This window comes from Xanthomonas sp. NCPPB 1754, from assembly GCF_041475725.2.
Classification (GTDB): domain Bacteria; phylum Pseudomonadota; class Gammaproteobacteria; order Xanthomonadales; family Xanthomonadaceae; genus Xanthomonas; species Xanthomonas euvesicatoria.
The window spans coordinates 3,364,498-3,389,517 of the sequence record NZ_CM192982.1; the positions used below are offsets into that span (position 1 = coordinate 3,364,498).

Genomic DNA, 25,020 nt, shown 5'->3' on the forward strand with positions numbered 1-25,020 from the left:
AATGGCCACCGAACTTGCTCCTCCGCAGAATGCGCAGATCCTCGAACGGCTGGGTCGACGTTACGACGCCGGCTTCATCACCGAAATCGAATCGGACTCACTCCCGCCCGGCCTGGACGAAGACGTCATCCGTGCGTTGTCGGCCAAGAAAGACGAGCCGCAATGGATGACCGACTGGCGTCTTGAGGCCTATCGCCATTGGCTGAAGATGCCGATGCCGGAGTGGGCGAAACTGCAGATCTCGCCGATCGATTTCCAGGCGCTGAGCTATTACTCCGCACCCAAGGGCCCGAAGTACGCCTCGCTGGACGAGGTGCCCAAGGAATTGCTGGACACCTACGACAAGCTTGGCGTGCCGCTGCACGAGCGCGCCAAGCTGGCCGGCGTCGCAGTCGATGCGGTGTTCGATTCGGTCTCGGTCGGTACCACCTTCCGCAAGGAGCTGGCCGAAAAAGGCGTGATCTTCTGTTCGATGTCGGAGGCCATCAAGGAACACCCGGAGATCGTCAGGCAGTATCTGGGCAGCGTGGTGCCGGTGGGCGATAACTACTTCGCCGCGCTCAACTCGGCCGTGTTCTCCGACGGCAGTTTCGTGTTCATCCCTGCGGGTGTGCGTTGCCCGATGGAATTGAGCACCTACTTCCGCATCAATGCCGGCCATACCGGCCAGTTCGAGCGCACCTTGATCGTGTGCGAAGACAAGGCCTACGTCTCGTATCTGGAAGGCTGCACGGCGCCCATGCGCGACGAGAACCAGCTGCATGCGGCGGTCGTCGAGCTGGTGACGCTGGAAGATGCAGAAATCAAGTATTCCACCGTGCAGAACTGGTACCCGGGCGACGAGGAGGGCCGGGGCGGCATCTACAACTTCGTCACCAAGCGCGCCGAATGCCGTGGCGCGCGCAGCAAGGTGACCTGGACCCAGGTCGAAACGGGCTCGGCGATCACCTGGAAGTATCCGTCGTGCGTGCTGATCGGCGACGATTCGGTGGGCGAATTCCATTCGGTCGCGCTGACCCACCACCGTCAGCAGGCCGACACCGGCACCAAGATGATCCACATCGGCAAGCGCACCAAAAGCAAGATCGTCAGCAAGGGCATCAGTGCCGGACGCGGCCAAAATACCTATCGCGGCCAGGTCAAGGTGGACCGCAATGCCGATGGCGCACGCAACTACACGCAGTGCGATTCGCTGTTGATCGGCAAGCAGTGCGGCGCCCACACCTTTCCCTATATCGAGGTGAAGAACCCGGGTGCCACCGTCGAACACGAGGCCACCACCTCCAAGATCAGCGACGACCAACTCTTCTATTGCCGCGCGCGTGGCATCAGCCAGGAAGATGCGGTGTCGTTGATCGTCGACGGCTTCTGCAAGCAGGTGTTCCGCGAGCTGCCGATGGAGTTCGCAGTGGAAGCCAAGAAACTGCTGGAAGTCTCGTTGGAAGGCAGCGTCGGCTGACACATCTTTCCTTCTCCCCTCGGGAGAAGATGGCGCGCAGCGCCGGATGAGGGTACGAGCGAAGCCAAGTGCACTCAAACAGCACGATGCTTCGCACCAACCCTCACCCCAACCCCTCTCCCGGCGGGAGAGGGGCTCAATCACTGGATAAGACTATGCTCAACATTCAAAACCTCCACGCCAGCATCGCCGGCAAAGACATCCTCAAAGGCCTGTCGCTGGACATCCAGCCCGGCCAGGTGCACGCCATCATGGGTCCCAATGGCGCGGGTAAATCCACGCTGGGCAATGTGCTGGCCGGTCGCGATGGCTATGAGGTCGGCGCAGGCAGCGTGCAGTTCGACGGCAAGGATCTTCTCGACCTTCCGCCGGAAGAGCGCGCCGCCGCCGGCCTGTTCCTGGCCTTCCAGTACCCGGTGGAAATTCCCGGCGTCAACAACACCTATTTCCTGCGCGCCGCGCTCAATGCGCAGCGCAAGGCGCGCGGCGAAGACGAGCTGGATTCGATGCAGTTCCTCAAGCTGGTGCGGCAGAAGCTGGCCGTGCTGCATCTGAAGGACGAGCTGCTGCATCGCGGTGTCAATGAAGGGTTCTCCGGCGGCGAAAAGAAGCGCAACGAGATCTTCCAGCTGGCAGTGCTCGAGCCCAAGCTCGCCATCCTGGACGAGACCGATTCGGGCCTGGATATCGATGCGCTCAAGAGCGTGGCCGACGGCGTCAACGCGCTGCGTTCGCCCGAGCGTTCGTTCCTGGTCATCACCCACTATCAGCGCCTGCTCGACTACATCAAGCCGGACGTGGTGCATGTGCTGGCCGAGGGCCGCATCGTGCAGAGCGGTGGCCCGGAACTGGCGCTGGAGCTGGAAAAGCACGGCTACCACTTCCTGAAGGACCGCGTCGTGCCTGAGGTTGCCGCCTGATGAGCGCCCTGCTCGATTCCCTGGCGCGCGGTTTCTGCGGCAGTGACGCACGCCGCGCCGAGCTCGATGCCGCCCTGCAGACCGGCCTGCCCGGCCCGCGTGCCGAGGCCTGGAAATACACCTCGTTGCGGCAGCTGGAACGGCGCAGCTTTCAGCCTGCCCCGCTGGTGCCCACGCTGGTGGATGCCGCCGCGCTGGACGACATTCCGTCGCCACGCCTGGTCTTCGTCAATGGCCGCCCATCCGAGGCGCTCAGCGATCTGTCCACGTTGCCGGAAGGCGTGCAGTTGGACACCCTGTCTGCATCGTTGGCTGCAAGCGACGAGGCGCAGCAGTTGCTGGGCCGCCGCTTCGACGGCAGCGATGAAGTCTTTGCGCGTCTGAATGCTGCGCTTGCCGACGAAGGCGTGCTGGTGCGCGTGCAAGCCGGCGCGCAGATCGAGCTGCCGCTGCATCTGGTGTTCGTCGGCGTGGCCGGCGAGCAGGATCTGTCTTGGCATCACCGCCATCTGATCGAATTGCGTGCCGGCGCCGCATTGCAGGTGGTCGAGCATCATCTGCACGTGGGCGATGCCGCGCATCTGGCCAACAGCGTGATGCATGTGCATCTGGCCCAGGGTGCAGCACTGTCGCACGCGCGCGTGCAAGCCGGCAGCGCACATGCGACGTCGCTGCTGCGCACCGAGGCGGTGCTGGCACGCGACGCCCGCTACCAGCGTGTGGACCTGGAGTTGGGTGCCGGGCTGTCGCGGCACGAGCTCAACGTGCGGCTGGAAGGCAACAACGCCCAGCTCACCGCCAATGGCGTGCTGCTCGGCAACGGCCGCCGGCATGTGGACACGCGCCTGGGCATTGAGCACATCGCGCGCGACACCGCCTGCGAGCTGGTGTGGCGCGGTGTGGGCGCGGACCGCAGCCGCGTGGTATTCCATGGGGGCATCCGCATCCGCGCAGGTGCCGACGGCACCGATGCACGGTTGTCCAACAAGAATCTGCTGCTGTCGTCCAACGCCGAAATCGACACCCAGCCGGTGCTGGTGATCGATGCCGACGAGGTACAGGCCGCGCATGGTGCCACGGTGGGCCAGCTCGACGACAACGCCTTGTTCTACTTGCGCTCGCGCGGCTTGCCGCAGGAAGAAGCGCAGCGCCTGCTGAGCGCCGCGTTCTGTCATGAGCCCTTGCGCGTGCTGCCAGCCGCCCTGAGTGCCGTGCTGGCACTGCAATTGGACCGTGCATTGAATTCGGCAGGCGTGGCATGAACATGCCGGCCATTCCGCCCAGCGCAGCGCCCGATTGGGACCGTGTGCGCCTGGATTTCCCGCTGCTGATGCGGCAGGTGCATGGCAAGCCGCTGATCTATTTCGACAACGCCAACACCGGCCAGAAGCCGCTGCAGGTGATTGCCGCCACCGACGAGTTCTACCGGCGCCAGAATGCCAACGTGAGCCGTGCCGTGCATGCGCTCGGCAGCGAGGCGACGGACGCGTTCGAGGGCGCGCGCAGCAAGCTGGCGCGCTTTCTCAACGTCCGCGCCGATGAGCTGGTGCTGTGCAGCGGCACCACCTTTGCAATCAATCTGGTGGCGTATTCGTGGGCATTGCCGCGGCTGGGCGCCGGCGATGTGATCCTGATTTCGCGCATGGAACACCATGCCAACATCGTGCCGTGGCAGTTGGTGGCCCAGCGCACCGGCGCCACCATTCGCGTGGCCGAAATCACGCCCGATGGCGCGCTGGATCTGGATGCCTTGCGCAAGGCGATGACCCCGGACGTCAAGCTGCTGGCAATCACCCACGTGTCCAACGTGCTCGGCACGGTCAACCCGGTACGCGAGATCTGCCGCGAAGCGCGCAAGCGCGGCATCGTCACCATGGTGGACGGCTCGCAGGCGGCACCGCATCGACGCATCGACGTGGCCAGCATCGGCTGCGATTTCTACGCCATCACCGGGCACAAGATGTGCGGCCCTACCGGCACCGGCGCACTGTGGGCTCGTCGCGAGCATCTGCAGGCGATGCCGCCATTTCTGGGCGGCGGCGAGATGATCAAGGAAGTCAGCTTCGAAAACACGGTCTTCAACGATGCGCCGCACAAGTTCGAAGCCGGCACGCCCAACATCGCCGGTTTCGTCGGCCTGGGTGCAGCGGTGGATTACCTGGAGTCGCTCGGGCTGGCGCACGTGGAAGCACGCGAAGCCGAACTGCTCGCCCATTTCACTGAAGAGCTGCAACGCATCGATGGCCTGCGCATCTTCGGCACCACGCCCGACAAGGCCGCGGTGGTGTCGTTCCTGATCGAAGGCGCGCACTCGCACGACCTGGCCACCCTGCTCGACCTGGAAGGCGTCGCGGTGCGCTCGGGCCAACACTGCGCGCATCCGCTGCTGCAGTACTACGGTGTCGCCGCCACCTGCCGCGCGTCGCTGGCGTTCTACAACACGCACGACGAAATCGAGCGCTTTGTCGCCGCGTTGATGAAGGTGCGTCGACTGTTGGGCTGATGGGAATCGGGAATGGAGAATCGGAAGAGCGGTTCTCCCGAACGCTGGTAACGCCGGTAACGCTCGATGCATGGAACATGGCTCATCGAGCAGCACGTGCTTTTCCCCATTCCCGATTCCCGATTCCCGATTAAACTGCCTCCATGCAGACCACCACTTTCCGCACCGCCACCGTCGCTGACATCGACGCCCTTGTCCTGCTGGTGACCTCGGCCTATCGCGGCGATAGCAGCCGCGTGGGCTGGACCACCGAGGCCGATATTCTCGAGGGTGCGCGTATCGATCCGGCCGTGCTGCGCGACGATCTCCTGCGCGAACGCAGCCTGGTGCTGGTGGTCGAACAGGATGAGCGGCTGGTGGCCTGTGCGCATATCGCCGATGACCATGGCGCCGGGTACTTCGGGATGTTCGCGGTGGATCCTTCGTTGCAGGGCAGCGGGCTCGGCAAGACGCTGTTGGCCGAAGCCGAGCGCCTGGCACATAGCCAGTGGCAGCTGCCGGTCATGCGCATGACCGTCATCGATGTGCGCGATGAACTCATCGCGTTCTACGAACGCCGCGGGTATCGCCGCACCGGCAGCGTCAAACCCTTCCCGTACGGCGACGAGCGCTTCGGCATTCCGCTGCGCCAGGATCTGCGTTTTGAAGTGCTGGAAAAGCAGTTGGGCGGGCCGACCCCGTGAGCGACACCTGGACCTTCGTGTGTGCCAGCGATGCGCTGCTGCCCGGTGAAATGCAGACCGTCTGGGACGAGGTCACCGACACGCCGATCGTGGTGTTCAACCTCGATGGCGCCTTGTATGCGCTGGAAGACCGCTGCAGCCACGAAGACTACGAATTGTCGCCTGGCAGCTTCGATCCGGTTGCCGGCACCATCGAATGCCAGTTGCATAGCGCGCGCTTCGATATCCGCGACGGCCGCCCCTTGTGCGCGCCTGCCTACACGGCCGTGCCCAAGTTCCCGGTCAAGCGCGAACACGACGGCATCTGGACCCGCGACGATCGCTGACGCAGTGCATTGCGGCGGCCAGCGCTCGAGGGCGCCACGCGTTGCAGCGTTTGCCATTGGTCGGTGAATATTGCAAAGAAGAATGATTTGCATTTAAGATCGCATCCTTAAGGCCTTCTTAACAACTGGCCTGTCTGCGACCTCATGCAACCAGTCCTGCTCGACACCCGCCCCGCTCGTTCGCTGCGCCTGTGCGCCCTCGCGCAGCGCTTCAGCTTGCCTGGCTTCGGCGACTGTCGGCGCAGCGCATCGGATTAGCCGGCGCAGTGTCCACGCATTCCATCCCGCATCCGCCGAGCCATCGCCAGGTGGGAGCCTCGCCTCCTCTTTGAGACCTTCCATGACGCCTAGCATTTCCCCGCTCGCTTCGGCCGTGTTGCTGACGCTGTCCGCCCCCGCTTTCGCCCAGCCCGACGATGTGTCGGCGCCTCCAGGGGCGGTGGATCTGGATGCGATCCGGGTGCAGCAGGAACGTGCGCAGAAGCCCTCTTCGCCCAAGTACACAGAAGCGCTGCGCGACACGCCGCAGACCATTACCGTGGTCACCAAGCAGACCATGGACCAGCAGAATCTGCTGTCGCTGCGCGATGTGCTCAGCACCCTGCCCGGCATCACCTTCGGTGCGGGCGAAGGCGGCGGCGGCTATGGCGACAGCATCAACCTGCGCGGCTTCACCGCCAGCAGCGACATCACCACCGACGGCGTGCGCGACAGCGCGCAGTACAGCCGCAGCGACACCTTCAACCTCGAATCCGTCGAGCTCATCAACGGTGCCAACTCGGCCATGTCCGGCGCCGGCTCGGTCGGTGGCAACATCAATCTGGTCACCAAGACTGCCGGCCAGGGCAACTTCACCAACGTCATGATCGGCGGCGGCAGCGACCGTTACGGCCGCCTCACTGCCGACAGCAATTACGATTTCGAAAACGGCACTGCCGTGCGCTTGAATGCGATGGGCCACACCCAGGACGTGCCGGGCCGCGATGAAGAATTCCGTCACCGCTGGGGGTTTGCGCCGTCGGTGGCGTTCGGCCTGGGCTCGGACACGCGTTTCACGTTGAGCTATCTGCACCAGCACGACAACAACCTGCCGCAGTACGGCGTGCCCTTCGCGCTCAGCCCCTTCAACGATGGCCCGCTGCCGGGCGTGGACCGCGAAACCTACTACGGTTATCGCAATGTGGCGCGTCAGGAGATCGACGTGGACATGCTCACCGGCGTGCTGGAAATGGACTTCGACGACAACGTCAAACTGCGCAGTCTGGCGCGCTTGCAGCGCGTGGATCAGCGCACCACCGCCACTGCTCCGGAGGGCACCTGGTGCCTGCCCAACAACACCAACGCCTACACCGGCCGCGCGTGCGTGGGCCAGCCGCCGTCCACCTGGAACCCCAACAGCGGGCCGCGCGGACTGGTGCGCGATACCGAAAACTTCATCGCGCACAGCCAGACCGACCTGACCGCCACGCTGCACACCGGTGCAATCGAACATCGCGTCGTCGCCGGCGTCGCCTTCAGCAAGGAAGACTTCGAGCTGGATAGTGGTTCGCTGTTCCGCAATGCCGACGGCTCCACCACCGGCATCACCTACCCGCTGCAGTCGTTCGACAACCCGTACAACATCTGGACCGGCCCGCAGAACTATTTCCGCACCGGCCGCAGCAAGGGCAGCCTGACCAACCAGGCGGTGTACCTGTTCGACACGCTGCAATTCAACGAGCAATGGATGCTCAACCTGGGCGGCCGCTACGAGCATAACGAAGGCGACACCACCACCTATACCGTCAACGCCACCGGCGGCATCACCGGCGTGACTGCGGGCTTCCCCGCCGGCAGCAAGGACGATCTGTTTTCGTATCGCGCCGGCCTGGTATTCAAACCGGTCGACAACGCCAGCCTGTACCTGTCCTATGCAAATGCGAAGACGCCTTCCAAGGCCTCGGTCAACGGCTCGTGCACGCCGATTGCCACCTCCACCGTGGGTGCCAACTGCAATGTCGAACCGGAAACCGCGGTCAATATCGAACTGGGCGGCAAGTGGGATGCGCTGGACGAGCGCCTGGCGCTGACCGCTGCGGTGTTCCGCAACGAACGCCAGAACTACAAGGTCAACAGCGGCGACCCGTTGGTCCCCGAGCAGGTGCTGGACGGCAAGGCGCGCGTGGACGGCATTGCGCTGGGCGCGGCCGGCTACCTGACCGAGCGCTGGTCCATCTTCGCCAACTACACCTTCCTGGACAGCGAAGTGCTGCAGAGCGTGTCCAACCGCACCGCCAGCCTGACAGGCGACCCCATCGCCGGGCGCGAGCTGGTGCAGACCCCGCGCAACGCCGGCAACCTCTGGACCACCTACCAGCTCAACCAGTGGACCTTCGGTTACGGCGTCAACTATCAGGGCAGCTTCTACCCGAACAACACCTCGACCGCGGTCTACCGCAAGACCGACGCCTATTGGGTGCATCGCGCCATGGTCGGCCTGCGCGTCAACACGTGGCTCAGCCTGCAGTTGAACGTCAACAACCTGTTCGACAAGGTCTACTACACCAGCATCCGCAACAACCTCACTGTCAATGCCGCAGGAACCGTCACGGCGGGCAGCGGTTGGGCATTGCCGGGGGACGGCCGCTCGGCAGTGTTGAACGCCACCTTCAGCTTCTAACCCTCAGGCACGCCGTGCGCGCTGCGCTGGCGACGTGGAGACCACCGCATGTTGCTGCCCATTCCCGATGTGCTCAGCCCCGCGCAGCTCAGCCAGCTGCGCGCACAGCTGGACGTGGCCGACTGGGCAGACGGCCGCATCACTGCAGGCCACCAGTCGGCACAGGCCAAGGACAACGCACAGTTGCCCGAAGACAGCGCCGTTGCACGCGAGGCCGGCGCGCTGGTGCTGGAGGCACTGGCGCGCAGCAGCACGTTCTTTTCCGCAGTGCTGCCGCGCAGGATCTATCCGCCGCTGTTCAATCGCTACAGCGGCGGGCAGTCGTTCGGCTATCACGTCGATAACGCAGTGCGCTACGACCGCAGTCGTGGCGGCGCCGAAGCAGTACGCACCGATGTCTCCGCCACGCTGTTTCTCAGCGACCCGGACAGCTACGACGGCGGCGAGTTGGTCATCGAAGACACCTACGGCACGCAGTCGGTCAAGCTGCCGGCCGGGCATCTTGTGATCTATCCGGGCACGAGTCTGCACAGGGTCATGCCAGTCACGCGTGGCGCGCGCGTGGCGTGCTTTTTCTGGACTCAAAGCATGCTGCGTGACGCTGCGCAGCGCCGCCTGTTGTTCGAACTGGATGTCTCGATCCGCCGCCTCACCCAGGACACGCCCGGGCATCCCTCATTGATCCAGCTCACTGGCGTGTATCACAACCTGTTGCGGCAATGGGCCGATGTCTGAGCCGGCGCTGGACATCACGCAGCTGAGCGCGTTGCTGCGCACGCAGCCGGAACAGGCACGTGCGCTCTTGCACAAAGCCGCTGCGAACCATGACGTAAGTGCACAAGTGCTGCTCGCGCAGATGTACGCCGAAGGACGCGGCATTGCCGCAGATCCGGCTGCAGCGATGCTGTGGTACGAAGTGGCCGCCAACGCAGGGTGTGCGGAGGCGATGAACCAGCTGGGCCGCTGCCATGAGCTCGGGTTCGGCACGGCCAGCAACGATGTGCTGGCCGTGCTGTGGTATCGCCACGCCGCCGAACATGGCCTGGTCTGGGGCATGTACAACCTGGCACACATGTACGCCTCCGGGCGCGGCGTGGCGCAGGACCACACGCAGGCATTGGCGCTGTACCGCCGCGCGGCCGAAGCCGGTCATGCCAAGTCGATGAACTTCCTGGCGCGCTATCTCGACCAGGGCCTGGCCTGCGCTGCAGATCCCCTGGCCGCATGCGTGTGGTACCGGCGCTCTGCCGAAGCGGGCGATTTCCGCGGTCAGGCCGGCTACGCCACCCAGCTCGCCGACAGCGGCGAGCTGGATGACGCAGAACAGTGGATGCGCCGCGCCATCGCAGGTGGCCACGCCGGTTTTCTGCAACAGCTCGCCCCGCTGCTGGCCCGCGCGCGCCATCCGCGCCTGCGCGCCCTGCTGCACGAGGTGGCTGCACGGCAGCGGCAGTTGCAGCCTCGCGTTTCTGACGTTATGGCCTGAGCGCAGCATGTCCACCTCAGACCACGCTCACCTCGCCAGCGCGCAGCAACGTCGCGGTTTCTGGCTGCGCATGCTGCATCAGTGGCACTGGATCAGCTCGGCGTTGTGCCTGATCGGCATGCTGCTGTTTACGGTCACCGGGCTGACCTTGAATCACGCCGCGCGCATCGAAGCCAGCCCATCGACCGAGCAACGCACGCTGACGCTGCCGCCTGCCCTGCTGCACACGCTGGGCAAGCGGCAGGACGGCAATGCACCGCTGCCGCCCCGTGTGGCGCAATGGTTGGCGCGCCAGCTCGACATCAGCATCGGCGCACGCAACGGAGAATGGTCGGCCGACGAGGTGTATGTCGCACTGCCCCGCCCAGGCGGCGATGCGTGGCTGAGCCTGGACCGTACGACGGGTGCAATCGAATACGAGCGCACATCGCGTGGCTGGGTGGCCTATCTCAACGATCTGCATAAAGGCCGCAACGCCGGGCCGGCCTGGGGCTGGTTTATCGATGTCTTTGCGATCGCCTGCCTGGTGTTCTGCATCACCGGCCTGTTTCTTCTTCACTTGCATGCACGGCAGCGGCACATGACCTGGCCGCTGGTCGGCCTGGGCCTGCTGATTCCGCTGTTGCTTGCACTGCTGTTGGTCCACTGAATCCTTCTACCGGAGACGATCATGCGCGCCACATTGACCATCGCCTTAAGCGGCCTGCTCGCCATGCCGGCATATGCGGCCACGCTCGACATCAACGTCGAAATCCCTAAGCTCAACGTCGCCGAATACCACCGCCCGTATGTCGCGATCTGGCTGGAAGGCGCAGACCAGAAGGTCGCCGCCAATCTGGCGGTCTGGTATCAATCCAGGGACACCGCCGAAGGCCACGGCACCAAATGGCTGCCGGATCTGCGCCAGTGGTGGCGCAAGAGCGGACGCACCCTGAGCGTGCCGGTCGACGGCGTCACCGGCCCCACCCGGCCGGCCGGCGCGCATGCGCTATCATTTTCCGACACCAAGGGCGCATTGAAGTCGCTGCCGGCTGGGCAATACACGCTGGTGGTGGAAGCCGCACGCGAAGTTGGCGGCCGCGAGCTGGTCAAGGTGCCTTTCACCTGGCCGGCGACCTCCGCGCAGACAGCCAAAGCCAGCGGCAGCAGCGAGCTCGGTGCGATCAGCCTGGTTGCAAAGCCCTGAACGCTGCGCTGGCGTTGACGGTGCTCTCCAGCACGTCGATGTTTCCGCAGGTCACACCTGCCGCATGGCGGCAATGCGTGTTGCTTCACACCCGGCGCTTTCCACGCATGTAGACAGCGTTGCAGTCTCGCCCTGATCCCACATGCGTCCCATCGTTGTCATCGTCTTTCAAGGAGTCGTCATGAAACGCTCGCTCGTCCTGATTAGCCTGCTTGCCAGCCTGCCACTCAGCGCACTTGCTCATAAGGCCTGGTTGCTGCCGTCGCAGACCGTCATCGCTGGCGATGCGCCGTGGATCACCGTGGATGCTGCAGTGTCCAACGATCTGTTCTACTTCAACCACGTGCCGCTGCGACTGGATAACCTGAGCATCACCGCCCCCGATGGCAGTGCGCTCACGCCGGAGAACCCGGCGACCGGCAAGTACCGCAGCGTGTTCGACCTGCAGCTCACCCAGCCCGGCACCTACAAGCTGGCCATGGTCAATGCAGGCCTGTTCGCCAGCTGGAAGGAAGACGGCAAGCCCAAGCGCTGGCGTGGCGACGAAACCCGCTTCGCCACCGAGGTGCCAAAGAACGCGCAGGATTTACAGGTCTCGCAGTCCTTCAATCGGGTGGAAGCCTTCGTCACCCGCGGTGCGCCGACCACCACGGTCTTCAAGCCCGCCGGCAAGGGCATCGAGTTGATTCCGGTGACCCATCCCAACGATCTGGTTGCCGGCGAACCCGCGCAGTTCACCCTGCAGCTGGACGGCAAACCGGCCGCCGGGCTGGAGATCGACATCGTGCGCGGCGGCACCCGTTACCGGAATGCGCAAAACGAGATCAAGCTCAAGACCGATGCCAAGGGCGGCTTCAGCGTGACCTGGCCGGAAGCCGGCATGTATTGGCTGGAAACCACCAGCGAAGACACAACGACCTCGCTGCCGCAGGCCAAGCAACGTCGCCTGGGCTATGTCGCCACACTGGAAGTGCTGCCGCAGTAATCTGCCGGCACGCGGCAGGAGCGCACGCAGCGTGCATCCTGCCGCCTCATCTTCATAAGACCCGTCCATGCCCGCATCGTCTTCCGCCGACCACGCCATTGCCACGCTCGGCGGCCGCAGCATGGGCACCACCTGGAGCGTGAAGCTGGTGGCGCCGCGCGGACGCGATCTGCACCCCTTGCATGCGTGCATCCAGGCCGCGCTGGATCGCGTGGTCGCGCAGATGAGTACCTGGGAGGTCGATTCGGATATCAGCCGTTACAACCGCGCACCGGCGGGCAGCTGGCATCACCTGCCCGACGAATTCCACGCAGTGCTGAGCGCAGCATTGGAGATCGCACAGGCCAGCGAGGGTGCCTTCGACCCCACCGTCGGTCCGATGGTCGAGCTATGGGGCTTCGGCGCCGCCGGCGCGCGCCGGCGTGTGCCGGAAGCGCAGGCGATCGCATTGGCGAGCCTGCGTTGCGGCTGGCAACGCCTGCAGCTGGATGGCAAGCGTGTGCTGCAGCCAGGCGCAGTGGCACTGGATCTGTCCGGCATCGCCAAGGGCTTCGGTGTGGACTGTGTGCATCGCGCATTGCTGCAGTCGGGTATCGACAGTGCATTGATCGAGGTCGGCGGCGAATTGTTCGGCTACGGACGCAAGCCTGATATCAGCGTGTGGCGCGTGCTGGTCGAATCCGCCCCCGACGAAGACGCCCGCAGCGCACTACCACCACGCGTGCTGGCGCTGGACGGCCTGGCGGTCGCCACCTCCGGCGATCGCTGGCACCGCTTCGATGCCGAAGGCACACGCTATACGCACACCTTCGACCCACGCACCGGCGCGCCCGTTCCGCATGCCCCTGCGGCGGTTACCGTACTCGCGCCCGATGCGATGCAGGCCGATGCCTGGGCCACTGCGATGACCGTGCTTGGCGTCGATGCCGGTCTTGCCCATGCACGCAAGGCGGAACTGGCCGTGCGATTCCTGGCACGCAAGGACGGCATCCTGCTCGAATCCATGAGCCCGGCATTCGAACGCCACCTGTCCGCGTCATGAGCAGCGCCACCTCACGCGTGTGGCTGGGCAACGGGCTGGTTCTGCTGGCGCTTGCGGTCATCGTCGGCTGGCTGGCCGGCCTGCATGCGGGCGCATGGTGGAGCCCACCCACGCCGCATCGTTGGCAACTGGCCACACTCGGCCTGGCGCTGTATCTGGGCCTGTGTGCGGTCGTGCTGCTGCGTGCCCGCAAGCGCGTCGGCGCACAACGCGCAGACGCCAGCGGCGTGTTGATCGTCTGGGCAAGCCAGACCGGATTTGCGCGTGAGCTGGCGCAACGCAGCGTTGCCGCGCTGCAATCGGCTGGCGTCGGCGCGCATGCGCTGCCGATCGAAGCCGTCGATAGCGATCAACTCGCACGCGTGCCGCGGCTGCTGTGCATCGTCAGCACCACCGGCGAAGGCGATGCGCCCGACCATGCGCAGGCCGCCGAGCGCGCCTGGCGTGCCGACCTCGCGCAGGATCTGACGGCGGTGCAGTACGCAGTGCTGGCGCTTGGCGACCGTGGTTACGCGCACTACTGCGCGTTCGGCCGACGCCTCGACGATCGCCTGCAGGCGCGCGGCGCCACTCGCCTGTTCGAACGCATCGAGGTCGATAACGCTGACCCGAACGCCCTGCAGCACTGGCAACGCCGTCTGGCGGAACTGGCGCCCGCAATGGCGACGCAACCCGACTGGAGCCTGCCCACCTACACCACCTGGCAGCTACGCGAACGTGTCCACGTCAATCCCGGCAGTGCGGGTGCGCCGATTTACCGACTGCGCCTGACGCCATGCGATGGCGCGTTGCCGCAGTGGAGCGCAGGCGATATCGCGGAGATCGCACCGCGTCACACCCCGGATGCGGTCGAGTCCTGGCTGCGGCGTAACCACTACGATGGCGCGCAGCAGATCGACGGCCGCCCCCTGCGCGACTGGCTCGGCGGCGCGCAACTTCCCGTCGATACCGATGCCGCTCTCGGTACCGATGTGGATGCCGGTGCCAGCCTCAGAGCTAGTGCTAGTGCTAGTGCTAGTGCTAGTGCTAGTGCTAGTGCTAGTGCTATGGCTGGCGCCGATGCCGATGCCGATGCCGATGCCGATGCCGATGCCGATGCCGAAGTCAGAATCGACCCAACTACGGATACAGGTAAAGGCACTGATACAGCTACGGGAACAGCCACAGGCACAACTTCACCACTGGACGCAGATGCGTTTGTGCGCAGTTTGGTCACCCTGCCCCATCGCGACTATTCGCTTGCCTCCATCCCCGAGGAAGGCCATGCCGAACTGCTGGTGCGCGAGCATCGGCACGCCGACGGCAGCCTGGGGCTGGGTAGCGGCTGGCTCTGCGTCCATGCACAGATAGGCGCGCCCATCGCGCTGCGCTTGCGCAGCAACCCCGGCTTCCACCCGCCCGCACCCGACCAGCCGATGCTGCTGATCGGCAACGGCACCGGCATCGCCGGTCTGCGCGCGCATCTACGTGCCCGCATCGCAGCCGGCGCGCGGCGCAACTGGCTGCTGTTCGGCGAACGCAATGCCGCGCACGACGCGCTGTATGCCGACGAGTTGCAGCAGTGGCACCAGGACGGCTGGATCGAACGCCTGGAGCTTGTCTACTCGCGCGATCAACCGCAGCCACCGCATTACGTCCAACACGCACTTGCCGCAGCCGCCGACCGCCTGCGTCATTGGATCGATCAAGATGCCTGTATCTACGTCTGCGGCAGCCTGCGCGGCATGGCACCCGAACTCGACCGCACGTTGGATTGCATCCTCGGAGCCGATGTCAGCCAGGAACTGCTGGGCAGCGGGCGCTATCGCCGCGACGTGTACTGAACCACCGCACGCGGCACCGCCAAAAGCGCTCAACAAAGCGATTACGCAGATACCCGCAGCGCGTCTGCTGCTGAAATCCGCAACATCCCTGCTTGCGGTGGCTGCGCGCTAGACGCACCGGCTGATCCAGGACCGCGCTCCGGCTTCCCCATTCTCTCTCGATCACCGCATTACGCTGCCAGATCGACCAGATTGCTCGTTGTCGCGCTGCCGCCAATGCTGCGGTACTGCCCCACGGCCATCTGCATCAACGCTGCATAGGCCTGCTGTGTGCCGTCGCTGCTGGATGCATCGGCCGATGACGGCGGTCGCGGCGGCGGATCGCGTGGCTGCATCGCTTCCTGCAGTTCCTGCAGACTCAGCGCCCCGCTCTTGTCGCTGTCGAGCAGGTCCAGCAGCTGCGTGCTCGACGCACTGTCGCCATTGACCAGCGTGCTCAATTCACCGCTGCTGACACTGTCGTCGCCATCGCTGTCCAGGCCGGCAAACAACGACTGCACATCCTGTCCTTGCTCACCCGGCGGTGGCGGAGGCGGCGGCAAGGCCTGCGCCAGTTCGCTCTCGCTGACGGTGCCGCCACCATCCTGATCGAGCATGCTCAGCAGCCCGTCGATGTCGATCTTGCTGTCGTCATTGCTATTGGACGACAGCGCGGTCGACAGCTCGGACACGGTCAGGCTGCCATCGCTGTCACTATCGATGGATTTGAACAACTGCGTCAGCGGATTGGTTTTTTCCGCCTGTGCGGCGGATGCGGCGTTGCCGGTGGTCGCACTGCGGCTTGCATAGGACGTGTAGGCGGCGTAGCCGGCTCCGACCGAGCTGATGGTACTCATTGGTTTCCCCCTGGAATTGCCGGAACCACTCGCGGCGCCTGCACTGTTCCCTAGCCAGGTGGCACAGCGATGCCGTCGCTTGTCTGCGTTGACACGAATGCATCCGGGCGCGTGCCAAGAGCGCGCCCTGCTCGCAGATACGTGAAGAAGGCCCTAGACCGGACTCACCCGAATCGCCAGCAATTCGCCGCCACCGTCGAGTACGTAACGGGTGCGCGTCGCTGCACTCAACCACGCGGTATCGCCAGCCGCCAACGGCGGCAAACCGCTGTCGCGCCCGAAACTGGCCTGGCCGGCAAGCAGATGAATCGCCCAGGCGCTACCTGGGTCGGCAAAGAACAACATGGTGCCGACCAGAGGACGATGCAGCAGCTCGGTCTGCAGCACATCGCGCCGCCACATCAGGTTGAAATCCTGGGTAGGTCCGTCCAGCAGCACTGCCTCAACCGCCTCTTCGCCGGCAAATCGCACGCGTTGATAGGGCGGTACTAAGTCCACCCATCGCCTGCTGCCCGAAGCGTTTGCAGCAAGGCGCTCACCAGCGCTCAAAGATCCATCGACAGCAGCATGCTCGCCAACACTCTCTGCGCCACTCGCGTCTGAACCAACACCCTTCCAGGCACCCGCAGCGGTTTCGGTTTCGGCTCCGGCATTCTCGGCGCTGACGGTCACACGAGCGCTGGCAATGTCACTAGCACCGGTATGGATATGGGTTTCGGCTTTGGGTTTGGCTTTGGTTGCGGCTTGGACATCAGTATCGCCACCGCCGAACGTCAAACGCATGCCATGACCCCGAAGCAGCACCAACTCACGATCGATGCCCGGGAATGCCGAGAACGCGGCATCCTGCTCGATTTCGGCAATCGACAGCCGCAATGCCCATTGCGCTGTATCGCCCACACGCAGGATCTCCCGCGTCCAACCCAACTGATTGCGCCACCGCTCACGGCGGTACTCGTGGGCCGGAATCACCCGGCTGCTCAGGTCTGTCAGCTGCATCGGCGCATTGTGCCTCAAGCTCACGCCCCGAGATCAGGCTGTATCTTGCCGCTTCGTCTGTCTTTATCGGCAAGACGCATAGCCAGTGACCTGAACATCAAGCGGCGGGCTGACGCCACGACCCATCGCAAGGCGGGCTCTACCAATACTTGGTACGCATGAGTCACTCGAACACTTGGAGGCTTTGAAGCAGTCCACTCTGCCTGAAGACTGCCCACCAAGTTTTGCTGTCCACTTCAAAACACCTTGGCGATGCGCGATCCCAAGATCTTCACAGGCCAAAACGAAAAACGCCCGGCTGCACATCCAAGTGCAACACCGGGCGATTCCACGTCCTTGTCGGCTTCCAGCCATCCCCCAGACATCCTGTCCAGTTAGGTTGCGGCCACGCATCCTCGCGTCGAACCGTATCTCGGATCCCTTCCCCTTAACGCCGTCCCACCGGTTTCACCGCCGCCCCCTTGGCAGCCTTCTTGGCTGGAGCCATCGTGGCTCCAACTTCGATCAGGTCGCGATTCCGTTCGACCGTCTTGAGTCCGATGCCCTTGACCAGTGCCAGTTCCTCGGCACTTTTGAAGGGACCGTTTGCCTGACGGTGCTCGACGATTGCCTCGGCTTTTGATCGCCCGACATTCATCAGCACCTTGTCCAATTCCTCAGCAGACGCGGTGTTGATATCGACCTTGTCGAGCGCATACGCATTCGAGGACAACAACAACGCCAGTAGCAGGGACTTCAGGACTACGGTAAATGACTTCATTGCAACGCTCCTTGTGGCTTGGGTGATGGTCCTAGCCAGCATTCCTGCCGGCGGAGCCAGTATCCCGCGCCACATGCAGCAATCCTATCGCCAACGAACTTTTCACACAGCCGGTGAACTGCGCGCCGCCTTGTAGGGAAATACCTACCCCCCGAGGCGGGCGTAGAATGTGCGGCTACGTCACGCATTCGGAGCCTCCATGGACAGCGCCAAGATCGACCAATTCCTCAGCGACACCTGGGACCGCGAGATCGTCCCGCAACTGGTCGATTACATCCGTATTCCCAACAAGTCGCCGATGTTCGATGCCGATTGGGTGGCCCACGGCTACATGGAGCAGGCGGTCGTGTTGATGGAGACCTGGGCGCGTGCGCAGGCCATCGACGGCATGCAGGTCGAGGTGGTGCGCCTGGAAGGCCGCACACCATTGATCTTCATCGAGATTCCGGCCACCGGCCCCGAATCGGGCGAGGACACCGTGCTGCTGTACGGTCATCTGGATAAGCAGCCGGAGATGACCGGCTGGGACCCGGACCTGGGCCCCTGGGAGCCGGTGTTGCGCGACGACAAGCTGTACGGGCGTGGTGGCGCCGACGACGGCTATGCCATCTTCGGGTCTCTCGCCGCGATTCTGGCACTGCGCAACCAGGGCCTGCCGCATGCGCGCTGCGTGGTGTTGATCGAGGCCTGCGAGGAATCGGGCAGCTACGATCTGCCGGCCTATGTGGACCATCTGGCCGAGCGCATCGGCAAGCCGTCGCTGGTGGTGTGCCTGGACTCGGGCTGCGGCAATTACGAACAGCTGTGGTGCACGACTTCGTTGCGCGGGCTGACCGGCGGCAACCTGATGGTCAAGGTGCTGGAAGAAGGCGTGCACTCGGGCGATGCGTCGGGCGTAGTGCCGTCCAGCTTCCGCCTGCTGCGCCAGCTTCTGTCCCGCATCGAAGACGAAACCACCGGCCGCATCCTGCTCGATGGCCTGCATGTGGAGGTGCCCGCCGAGCGGCTGACCCAAGCGAAGGCCGCCGCTGCCACATTGGATACCGCGATTTTCGACAAGTTCCCGATGGTCAATGGCCTGGTGCCGATGCACGAGGACCTCACCGAATTGGTGTTGAACCGCACCTGGCGCCCGGCGCTGTCGATTACCGGTGTGGATGGCATGCCGCCGCTGGCGTCGGCCGGCAACGTGCTGCGTCCGCAGACCGCGGTGAAACTGTCGCTGCGACTGCCGCCAACGGCTGACGGCAAGGCCTGCGGCGAGTTGCTCAAGGCCGCACTACTGCGCGACCCGCCCAATGGCGCGCAGGTGACGCTCGAGCTGGAAAAGGCCTCGTCCGGCTGGAATGCACCGGCGATGGCACCATGGCTGGAGAAGGCGATCGACGACGCCAGCCAGGCTTTTTTCGACAAGCCGGCGATGTACATGGGCGAAGGCGGCTCGATCCCGTTCATGGGCATGCTTGGCGAGAAGTTTCCCGGCGCGCAGTTCATGATCACCGGCGTGCTTGGCCCGCATTCCAATGCGCATGGCCCCAACGAGTTCCTGCACATCCCGATGGGCAAGCGCGTGACTGCCTGCGTCTCGCAGGTGATTGCCGACCATCACGCCGCCTGCCTGCGCGGCGAAACCAGCGGCTCGCCGGTGGTGGCCGATAGCGGCACCCGTCATGGTGGGCATGGTTGCTGTTGAGTTGTGGCTTCATCGATGCGTGCGGTTGGCGCGCATCGATTTCATGAAAGGTGGGGCTGCGCTTTAAGTGGGGATGAGCGGGTGCGCCGTGGTCGTCGGGCTGACCCGCTTTGGCGCTCAGGCTTGCTGGCGCAACCTGGCCGCCGGGCTCCACGTACTGCCTGGACCGCATCCTTACCCGATCCCCTCTGCCGCTGGCAGAGGGGAGATCGGTTGCTCTTCTTCGGAACGTGCCTGGCGCGCATTGCCCAGCGCAGAACTGGCGTTCTTTGCACACCCAAGTCGGCAAGGATTCCGCAGGGGTTTGTTTATCGAAAGACGACTTCTTTGCGCGGGAAGACAACTTCCCGGGAGTCACTGCCCGAAACCATGAGCGCTTGGTAGCAGGAGCCGATGACCATGTCATGCTGAAGGCAGTGCATCGGCCCGCGCGCTCCAATGCTCGCTGCGTGAGGCAGCGACATCCGAAATGCTAGTCTGCCGATCCCGTCCACCTTCGGTGCTGCGATGAATCATCTGTTTGGTAGCGACAGCTGGCTCTACATTCTGCTGGTCGGTTTTGTGGTTGGGCTGCTGGCGCGTTTCATTACGCCGGGTACCCAACGTCTGGGCTGCCTGCTGACGATCGTGCTGGGCATTGCCGGTGCCGTGGTCGCCAGCTGGTTTGGCCGCTACATGGGGTGGTACCGCGCGGGCGAGCCGGCCGGTTTCCTTGGCGCGCTGCTCGGCGCGATTGCCATCCTGGCGTTGTTGCGGTTGTTCAGTGGCAGCAAGCGCTGAGCGTTTCAACGCGTTTCTGCTGCGTCTATCCATCACTCCACTACGCCTTCTCTCTTCATGACGTCACTTCATCCGGATCCTGCGCGCGATGCGCTTCGCCTGCATTGGGCACAACAAGCGCTCGACGATCCACACGCCTCGCTGCAGCGCGCATCGGTCGATGCGGGGTTTCGCAGCTACTGGCGCACGCGCGGGCGTGGCGTGGATCGCATCTTGATGGATGCGCCGCCACAGCTGGAAAACGTGGCGCCCTGGCTGCGCATGCATGCACTTCTGGGCGCCCATGGGGTACGCGTGCCTCAGGTGCTTGCGCAGGATCTGGAAACGGGCTTTTTACTGCTAGAGGATCTGGGCGTTCCGACGCTGGCACAGGTGCTCACCGACGCCAACGCCGACGACTTGCTGGATGGCGCGATTGCCCAGCTGCTGCTGCTGCAAAGAATTCCCCCACCTGCCGATAGTGGCGTGTTTGGCGAGGCGCTGCTCCAACGCGATGCCGGCTTGTTCGAAGAGTGGTTTTTAGGCCGCCACCTGGGCGTGCAGCTGGACTGCGCCCATGCCGAGCAGTTGCAATTGGTGCAGCGCCGTCTGATGGACAACGCGCTGGCCCAGCCGCGCGTGTTCACCCACCGCGATTTCATGCCGCGCAATCTGATGCCGGTGCCCGATGGCCCGGCGGTGCTGGACTTCCAGGATTGCGTGATCGGCCCGATTGCCTACGACCCGATCAGCCTGTTCAAGGACACTTCGGTGAGCTGGCCGATCGCTCGCGTAGACAGCTGGCTGCAGCACTATCACGCACGTGCCGCAACGGCTGGATTACCGGTACCGCCGTTGGCGCAGTTCCTGCGCGATGCGGACTGGATGGGCGTGCAGCGCCACCTGAAAAACCTGGGGATTTTCTCGCGCCTGAGTCATCGCGATGGCAAGCATTGGTATCTGGACAATGTGCCGCGTTTCATGGCGTATCTGGACGAAGTGCTGCCGCGCTACGCCGAGCTTGCGCCGTTAATCGGCCTGCTTGACGAGGTGATCAAGCCCGCGCTGGCTGCGCGTGCCCAGCAGGCCACGGCATGAAGGCGCTGATCTTTGCGGCAGGATTCGGCGAGCGCATGCGCCCGCTGACAGAGCACACGCCCAAGCCACTGCTGTCCGTCGGTGGTGCGCCGTTGATCGTGTGGCATCTGCGCAAGTTGGCGGCGCTGGGCGTGGACGAGGCGGTGATCAATACCTCGTGGCTGGCCGAGCAGTTTCCGCAGCTGTTGGGAGACGGCAGCGCCTACGGTCTACGGCTGACCTATTCCTACGAAGGGACCACGCCGCTGGAAACCGGCGGCGGCATGTTGCATGCGCTGCCGCTATTAGGCGATGCGCCCTTTTTGCTGATCAACGGCGACATCTGGACGGACTTCGATTTTTCCCGTCTGCCGCAGGTACCCGCAGGACTTGCACAGCTGGTACTGGTCGACCGCCCCAGCTACGCAGCGCGCGCCGACTTCGCGCTGGATGCGGATGGCAAGGTGCGCGCAGATCTGCCCGCGACGCTCACCTATTCCGGCATTGGCATGTATCGACCAGCGCTGCTGCGCGATTGGCAATCGGTCATTGGCCAGTTGCCGGAACAGACTGGTACTGCGCCGCGCTTTGCGCTGGCGCCGATCCTGCGCGCAAAGATGGCGGAGGGCCTGATCGATGGCATCCACCACCCCGGACGCTGGACCGATGTCGGCACGCCGCAGCGGCTGGCCGCGCTGCAGGGGGAACTGGCGGGACCCGAGAAAAGCTGACGCGCCAGGGCGTGGGCATTACCTGCCGCCGATCCACCGCAGCGTATCCAACACACGGCACAACTGCACCGCGACCCGCTTCGCTTCTGCGTTATTCGGGTCCCGGCATCCCCGCTACCACACGCCGCAGAAATGGCACGGTGATGCGGCGTTTTGCGGCCAACGATTCGCGATCCAGACGATCCAGCAAGGCCACCAGCCCCGCCAGTTCGCGCTCGCTGTGGGTCAGCAGCCAGTCGATCGCCGCTTCGTCCAGCGCCAGGCCGCGACGCTGCGCGCGGTCGCGCAGTACTGCCGCGCGTGCCGCATCGTCGAGCACGGGCAACCCGATCCGAATGCATTGCGACAGCCGCGAACGCAGGTCCGGCAACACCAACGCCAGCCCATCGGGCATCTGTCGCGCGGTGTACAACAGCGTGATGCCGGCCGCGCGCGCGCGATTGTGGAAATCGAACAACGCCACTTCGTCGTCGCGTCGGCCGGCGATGCTTTCCACGCCATCCAGAGCGACCAGGCCGCGGCCTTCCAGCGCTTCGAGCGCATCGCGCAAGCGGCCGGCGGCCGCCTGCAGCGGCAGATACGCGGGAGTGCGCCCGGCCTGCTCGGCGGCGGCGCACAGCGACAGCGCCAGATGCGTCTTGCCGGTGCCGGCGGGGCCGGAGAGATACAACCAATCGCTCACATGCCCCGCAGCCAGCGCCTGCAACTGCGCAAGCAGGCCGTCGGGCGCGGCGATGTAACTGTCGAAACGCTGATCGGGTGGCGCGCGCAACGCCAGCGGCAACTGCGGAACACTCACGACCGGTCCGGGTCCTTGCTGGGGTCGATGATCACGCTGCGCTCGGGCGTGGACTGCAGCACGATGCCGGCGCGCTCGCCCGCATACAGATCGCTGCGCGTGTACTGCTCATGCGCATAGCGCAACAGCACGTTGGCCACTGCCGCGACCGGCAATGCCAGCAACATCCCGAGAAAGCCGAACAACTGGCCGCCGGCCATCACCGCGAAGATCACCGCCACCGGGTGCAGGCCGATCTTGTCGCCGACGATACGCGGCGTGAGCACGTAGCTTTCCAGCAGCTGGCCCACCGTGAACACGACACCCACGCCGACCAGCAATTTCAGATCCAGCCCTTGCGCCTGCACGATGGCTGCCAGTAGCGCCAGCACGATGCCTGTGGTCGCGCCCAGGTACGGAATGAAGCTGATCAAGCCCGCGATGATGCCGATCAACAGGCCCAGGTTGAGCCCGATGATGGACATACCGGTGGCGTAGATCGCACCCAGCGCCAGCATCACCAGGAACTGGCCACGGATGAAGCCACCGAGCACGTCGTTGGATTCCTGTGCCAGGCGACTCACGGTACCAATGTAGGCGCGCGGGATGACGGCAGCCACGCGTTCGACCAGGCGATCCCAGTCGCGCAGGAAGTAGAACGCCAGGATCGGCAGCAGCGCCAGGTTGATCACCCAGGTCACCATCGCAAAGCCCGAGCGCGACACGTAGCCGAAGAGCGTCTTGGCGGCGCCACCGGCCTGTTCCCAATGGCTGCGGATCCAGTCGATCAAGCGCTCCGGATCCAGCCAGGCCATCAGCTGCATGCCGGTCTTGGCTTCCAGCCACGGGATGGCCGTGCCGATCGCCCAGTTGCGCATCTGCGGCAGCGCATCGATCAAGGTCATGATCTGGCGCTCGATCATCGGCACCAGAATCATCAGCGCCAGCACGAACAGCAGCGTCGCCAGCACGAAGACCAGCATCACCGCGACATTCCGCGAGCGTCCGGCACGTTCGATGCGATCCACCAGCGGGTCGCCCAGCCAGGCCAGCAACAGCGCCAGCACGAACGGGGTCAGGATCGGCGCCAGCAGCGAGACCACCCACAACACACCGACAATCACCGCCGCCCACTTGAGGCGACGCAGGAACAGGGCAATTTCGGCTTCGGGAGTCAAAGTCATTTCAGGCGGTACTCGGCGTGCTCGTTTTCGAGAATGATCGGGCCTTCGGTCGGTACCGAGACCGAGACCAGCGGGCTGTTGTCGCCGAGCATACGGTTGAGGCCGGAAATACCCGTGAGCAATTCCAGGTCCAGTTCCATCCGGTCGCCATTGGCGCTGACCGGGCGGATGCTGCGTACCACCGAGACGCCCTGCAGCGCGGCCGACACGCGCAGGTAGTCGTCGGCGCTACCGATGCCGGTGATCACCACGCGGTAGACACCGGGAACGCCCGAATCCACCCGCTTGGCGTAGCGCTTGACCAGCGCATCGGCGGCGCCGTCGGCGCCGGCCGCCATGGCGCGGCGTGCATCGCCGTCGCTGCTGGTCCAGCTGGACAGCACATTGCCGTTGTCTACAAAGACCCAATCGGCAGTCCAGCCGGCGGCGTTGCGGTAGAGCTTGCCGATCAACTGCATCGGTGGGCTGTACTTGGCCGAGGCGCGCGACACCGCGGCGGTGTCCTTGCGCCAGATCGCGCCAGCCAGCGCCTGCTCGGCGGCGGCGCCGCTCGGCAGCCCGAGGCGGTAGCCGCGTTCGATCGCACGGTCCAGCACGCTGCGCGCGGCATTGGCCTGGGCCACGCCAACCAGGCGTGGGCCGCTGCCATCGTCGATGGCCAACCACAGCACCGGCTTGGGCCGCGGCAAGGGCCACACCGGCAGGCCCAGCGCGGCGATCAGGCCATCCACATCCGATTGCCGGAAACGTGCCACCAGGGTCGTACGGAAGGTCGGCGCGCCGGTGCGCGAGGTGCCCTGATCCTGGCGGTAGTCGTAGTGTTCGACGTAGTTCGGCGCGTTGCGCAGCGCCTGCGGAACGCCGGGGCGGCTCATCACGGCGCGGTCGCCGGAGACCTTGCCCAGCACGGCGCCGAGCGCACGTGCCAGTGCGCCGGGGCGATCGGATTCGCTCTGGCTATTGACCGGCACTTCGGCGTCGTAGGCACTTTGCGCCTTGGCAACGTCGCCTTCGGTGCGCAGATCTGCTTGCGCAAAGGCCGGAGCAACGGGCATGGCGACCACGAGGGCGAGAAAGAAAGCGAGACTGCGGCGCATCGACGGTTCCATGACATAAGCGTATCCGGGTGAA

Annotated in this window: 24 protein-coding genes; 18 read left to right on the forward strand and 6 right to left on the reverse strand. The window is 64.7% G+C overall.

The features are described 5' to 3' along the window. Nucleotide 1 precedes the first annotated feature (1 nt). The 14 genes from sufB to ACCQ15_RS14790 all read left to right on the forward strand — a co-directional run bounded on the left by sufB (nt 2) and on the right by ACCQ15_RS14790 (nt 15,072). On the forward strand, nt 2–1,459 hold the full coding sequence (gene sufB / locus ACCQ15_RS14725; RefSeq protein WP_008571839.1) for a Fe-S cluster assembly protein SufB: 1,458 nt from the start codon (nt 2–4) through the stop codon (nt 1,457–1,459). Between the two features lie 155 nt (nt 1,460–1,614). After that, complete coding sequence (gene sufC / locus ACCQ15_RS14730; protein ID WP_008571840.1) at nt 1,615–2,379, forward strand: Fe-S cluster assembly ATPase SufC; 765 nt, start codon at nt 1,615–1,617, stop codon at nt 2,377–2,379. Then, nucleotides 2,379–3,641, forward strand: coding sequence for a Fe-S cluster assembly protein SufD (gene sufD, locus ACCQ15_RS14735; protein WP_005913315.1), 1,263 nt, complete (start codon nt 2,379–2,381; stop codon nt 3,639–3,641). Before sufC ends, sufD begins: the two co-directional genes overlap by 1 nt. After that, nucleotides 3,638–4,882, forward strand: coding sequence for a cysteine desulfurase (locus ACCQ15_RS14740; protein WP_011348119.1), 1,245 nt, complete (start codon nt 3,638–3,640; stop codon nt 4,880–4,882). The genes sufD and ACCQ15_RS14740 overlap by 4 nt, the downstream gene beginning before the upstream one ends. A gap of 143 nt (nt 4,883–5,025) precedes the next feature. Further along, nucleotides 5,026–5,565 carry a GNAT family N-acetyltransferase gene (locus tag ACCQ15_RS14745; protein WP_122272520.1) on the forward strand — a complete coding sequence of 180 codons (540 nt, stop codon included), beginning with the start codon at nt 5,026–5,028 and terminating at the stop codon, nt 5,563–5,565. Further along, nucleotides 5,562–5,891: a non-heme iron oxygenase ferredoxin subunit gene (locus ACCQ15_RS14750; protein WP_003487771.1), complete on the forward strand. Its 330-nt coding sequence runs from the start codon at nt 5,562–5,564 to the stop codon at nt 5,889–5,891. Before ACCQ15_RS14745 ends, ACCQ15_RS14750 begins: the two co-directional genes overlap by 4 nt. A gap of 340 nt (nt 5,892–6,231) precedes the next feature. Beyond that, nucleotides 6,232–8,550, forward strand: coding sequence for a TonB-dependent receptor (locus ACCQ15_RS14755; protein ID WP_029819899.1), 2,319 nt, complete (start codon nt 6,232–6,234; stop codon nt 8,548–8,550). Between the two features lie 48 nt (nt 8,551–8,598). Continuing rightward, on the forward strand, nt 8,599–9,285 hold the full coding sequence (locus ACCQ15_RS14760) for a Fe2+-dependent dioxygenase (protein ID WP_057680715.1): 687 nt from the start codon (nt 8,599–8,601) through the stop codon (nt 9,283–9,285). Next, nucleotides 9,278–10,036, forward strand: a complete 759-nt coding sequence (locus ACCQ15_RS14765; protein ID WP_277573572.1) for a tetratricopeptide repeat protein — start codon at nt 9,278–9,280, stop codon at nt 10,034–10,036. Before ACCQ15_RS14760 ends, ACCQ15_RS14765 begins: the two co-directional genes overlap by 8 nt. Nucleotides 10,037–10,043: 7 nt before the next feature. Beyond that, on the forward strand, nt 10,044–10,685 hold the full coding sequence (locus tag ACCQ15_RS14770; RefSeq protein WP_011348124.1) for a PepSY-associated TM helix domain-containing protein: 642 nt from the start codon (nt 10,044–10,046) through the stop codon (nt 10,683–10,685). 21 nt (nt 10,686–10,706) lie between these two features. Further along, nucleotides 10,707–11,222, forward strand: a complete 516-nt coding sequence (locus ACCQ15_RS14775; protein WP_008571849.1) for a DUF2271 domain-containing protein — start codon at nt 10,707–10,709, stop codon at nt 11,220–11,222. Between the two features lie 181 nt (nt 11,223–11,403). Next, nucleotides 11,404–12,207, forward strand: coding sequence for a DUF4198 domain-containing protein (locus ACCQ15_RS14780; protein WP_109290860.1), 804 nt, complete (start codon nt 11,404–11,406; stop codon nt 12,205–12,207). Between the two features lie 67 nt (nt 12,208–12,274). After that, nucleotides 12,275–13,249 (forward strand): FAD:protein FMN transferase, encoded by a 975-nt coding sequence (locus ACCQ15_RS14785; protein WP_136732790.1) that lies wholly within the window; start codon nt 12,275–12,277, stop codon nt 13,247–13,249. Then, on the forward strand, nt 13,246–15,072 hold the full coding sequence (locus ACCQ15_RS14790) for a flavodoxin domain-containing protein (RefSeq protein WP_372380724.1): 1,827 nt from the start codon (nt 13,246–13,248) through the stop codon (nt 15,070–15,072). The genes ACCQ15_RS14785 and ACCQ15_RS14790 overlap by 4 nt, the downstream gene beginning before the upstream one ends. 170 nt (nt 15,073–15,242) lie before the next feature. On the opposite strand, the gene xopAW is transcribed toward ACCQ15_RS14790, so the two are convergent. From xopAW to ACCQ15_RS14805, 3 genes are all read right to left on the reverse strand, one after another. Next, a complete protein-coding gene (xopAW, locus tag ACCQ15_RS14795; protein ID WP_372380725.1) occupies nt 15,243–15,908 on the reverse strand; it encodes a XopAW family type III secretion system calcium-binding effector in 666 nt (221 codons plus the stop codon). Between the two features lie 153 nt (nt 15,909–16,061). Then, nucleotides 16,062–16,907 carry a HutD/Ves family protein gene (locus tag ACCQ15_RS14800; RefSeq protein ID WP_005913329.1) on the reverse strand — a complete coding sequence of 282 codons (846 nt, stop codon included), beginning with the start codon at nt 16,905–16,907 and terminating at the stop codon, nt 16,062–16,064. A 427-nt stretch (nt 16,908–17,334) separates the two neighbouring features. Next, the gene (locus tag ACCQ15_RS14805; RefSeq protein ID WP_008572623.1) at nt 17,335–17,709 is read right to left on the reverse strand and encodes a ComEA family DNA-binding protein; all 375 of its coding nucleotides are present in this window, start codon (nt 17,707–17,709) and stop codon (nt 17,335–17,337) included. Between the two features lie 157 nt (nt 17,710–17,866). Here ACCQ15_RS14805 and ACCQ15_RS14810 point away from each other — a divergent pair, with 157 nt between their 5' ends. From ACCQ15_RS14810 to murU, 4 genes are all read left to right on the forward strand, one after another. Beyond that, nucleotides 17,867–19,360, forward strand: a complete 1,494-nt coding sequence (locus tag ACCQ15_RS14810) for a M20 family metallopeptidase (protein WP_372167990.1) — start codon at nt 17,867–17,869, stop codon at nt 19,358–19,360. A gap of 507 nt (nt 19,361–19,867) precedes the next feature. Then, complete coding sequence (locus ACCQ15_RS14815) at nt 19,868–20,140, forward strand: GlsB/YeaQ/YmgE family stress response membrane protein (RefSeq protein ID WP_005913344.1); 273 nt, start codon at nt 19,868–19,870, stop codon at nt 20,138–20,140. Between the two features lie 57 nt (nt 20,141–20,197). Then, entirely contained in the window at nt 20,198–21,217 is a 1,020-nt protein-coding gene (locus ACCQ15_RS14820; protein ID WP_011348134.1) for an aminoglycoside phosphotransferase family protein, read from the forward strand. Further along, nucleotides 21,214–21,927, forward strand: a complete 714-nt coding sequence (gene murU / locus ACCQ15_RS14825) for an N-acetylmuramate alpha-1-phosphate uridylyltransferase MurU (protein ID WP_011348135.1) — start codon at nt 21,214–21,216, stop codon at nt 21,925–21,927. The genes ACCQ15_RS14820 and murU overlap by 4 nt, the downstream gene beginning before the upstream one ends. Before the next feature lie 91 nt (nt 21,928–22,018). On the opposite strand, the gene hda is transcribed toward murU, so the two are convergent. Genes hda through ACCQ15_RS14840 form a run of 3 tightly spaced genes read right to left on the reverse strand, consistent with a single transcriptional unit; the run spans nt 22,019 to nt 24,998 of the window. Further along, a complete protein-coding gene (hda, locus tag ACCQ15_RS14830; protein WP_218554567.1) occupies nt 22,019–22,726 on the reverse strand; it encodes a DnaA regulatory inactivator Hda in 708 nt (235 codons plus the stop codon). Further along, nucleotides 22,723–23,889, reverse strand: coding sequence for an AI-2E family transporter (locus ACCQ15_RS14835; protein ID WP_008572638.1), 1,167 nt, complete (start codon nt 23,887–23,889; stop codon nt 22,723–22,725). Before ACCQ15_RS14835 ends, hda begins: the two co-directional genes overlap by 4 nt. Next, complete coding sequence (locus ACCQ15_RS14840) at nt 23,886–24,998, reverse strand: DUF2066 domain-containing protein (protein ID WP_011348137.1); 1,113 nt, start codon at nt 24,996–24,998, stop codon at nt 23,886–23,888. Before ACCQ15_RS14840 ends, ACCQ15_RS14835 begins: the two co-directional genes overlap by 4 nt. Nucleotides 24,999–25,020 lie beyond the last annotated feature (22 nt).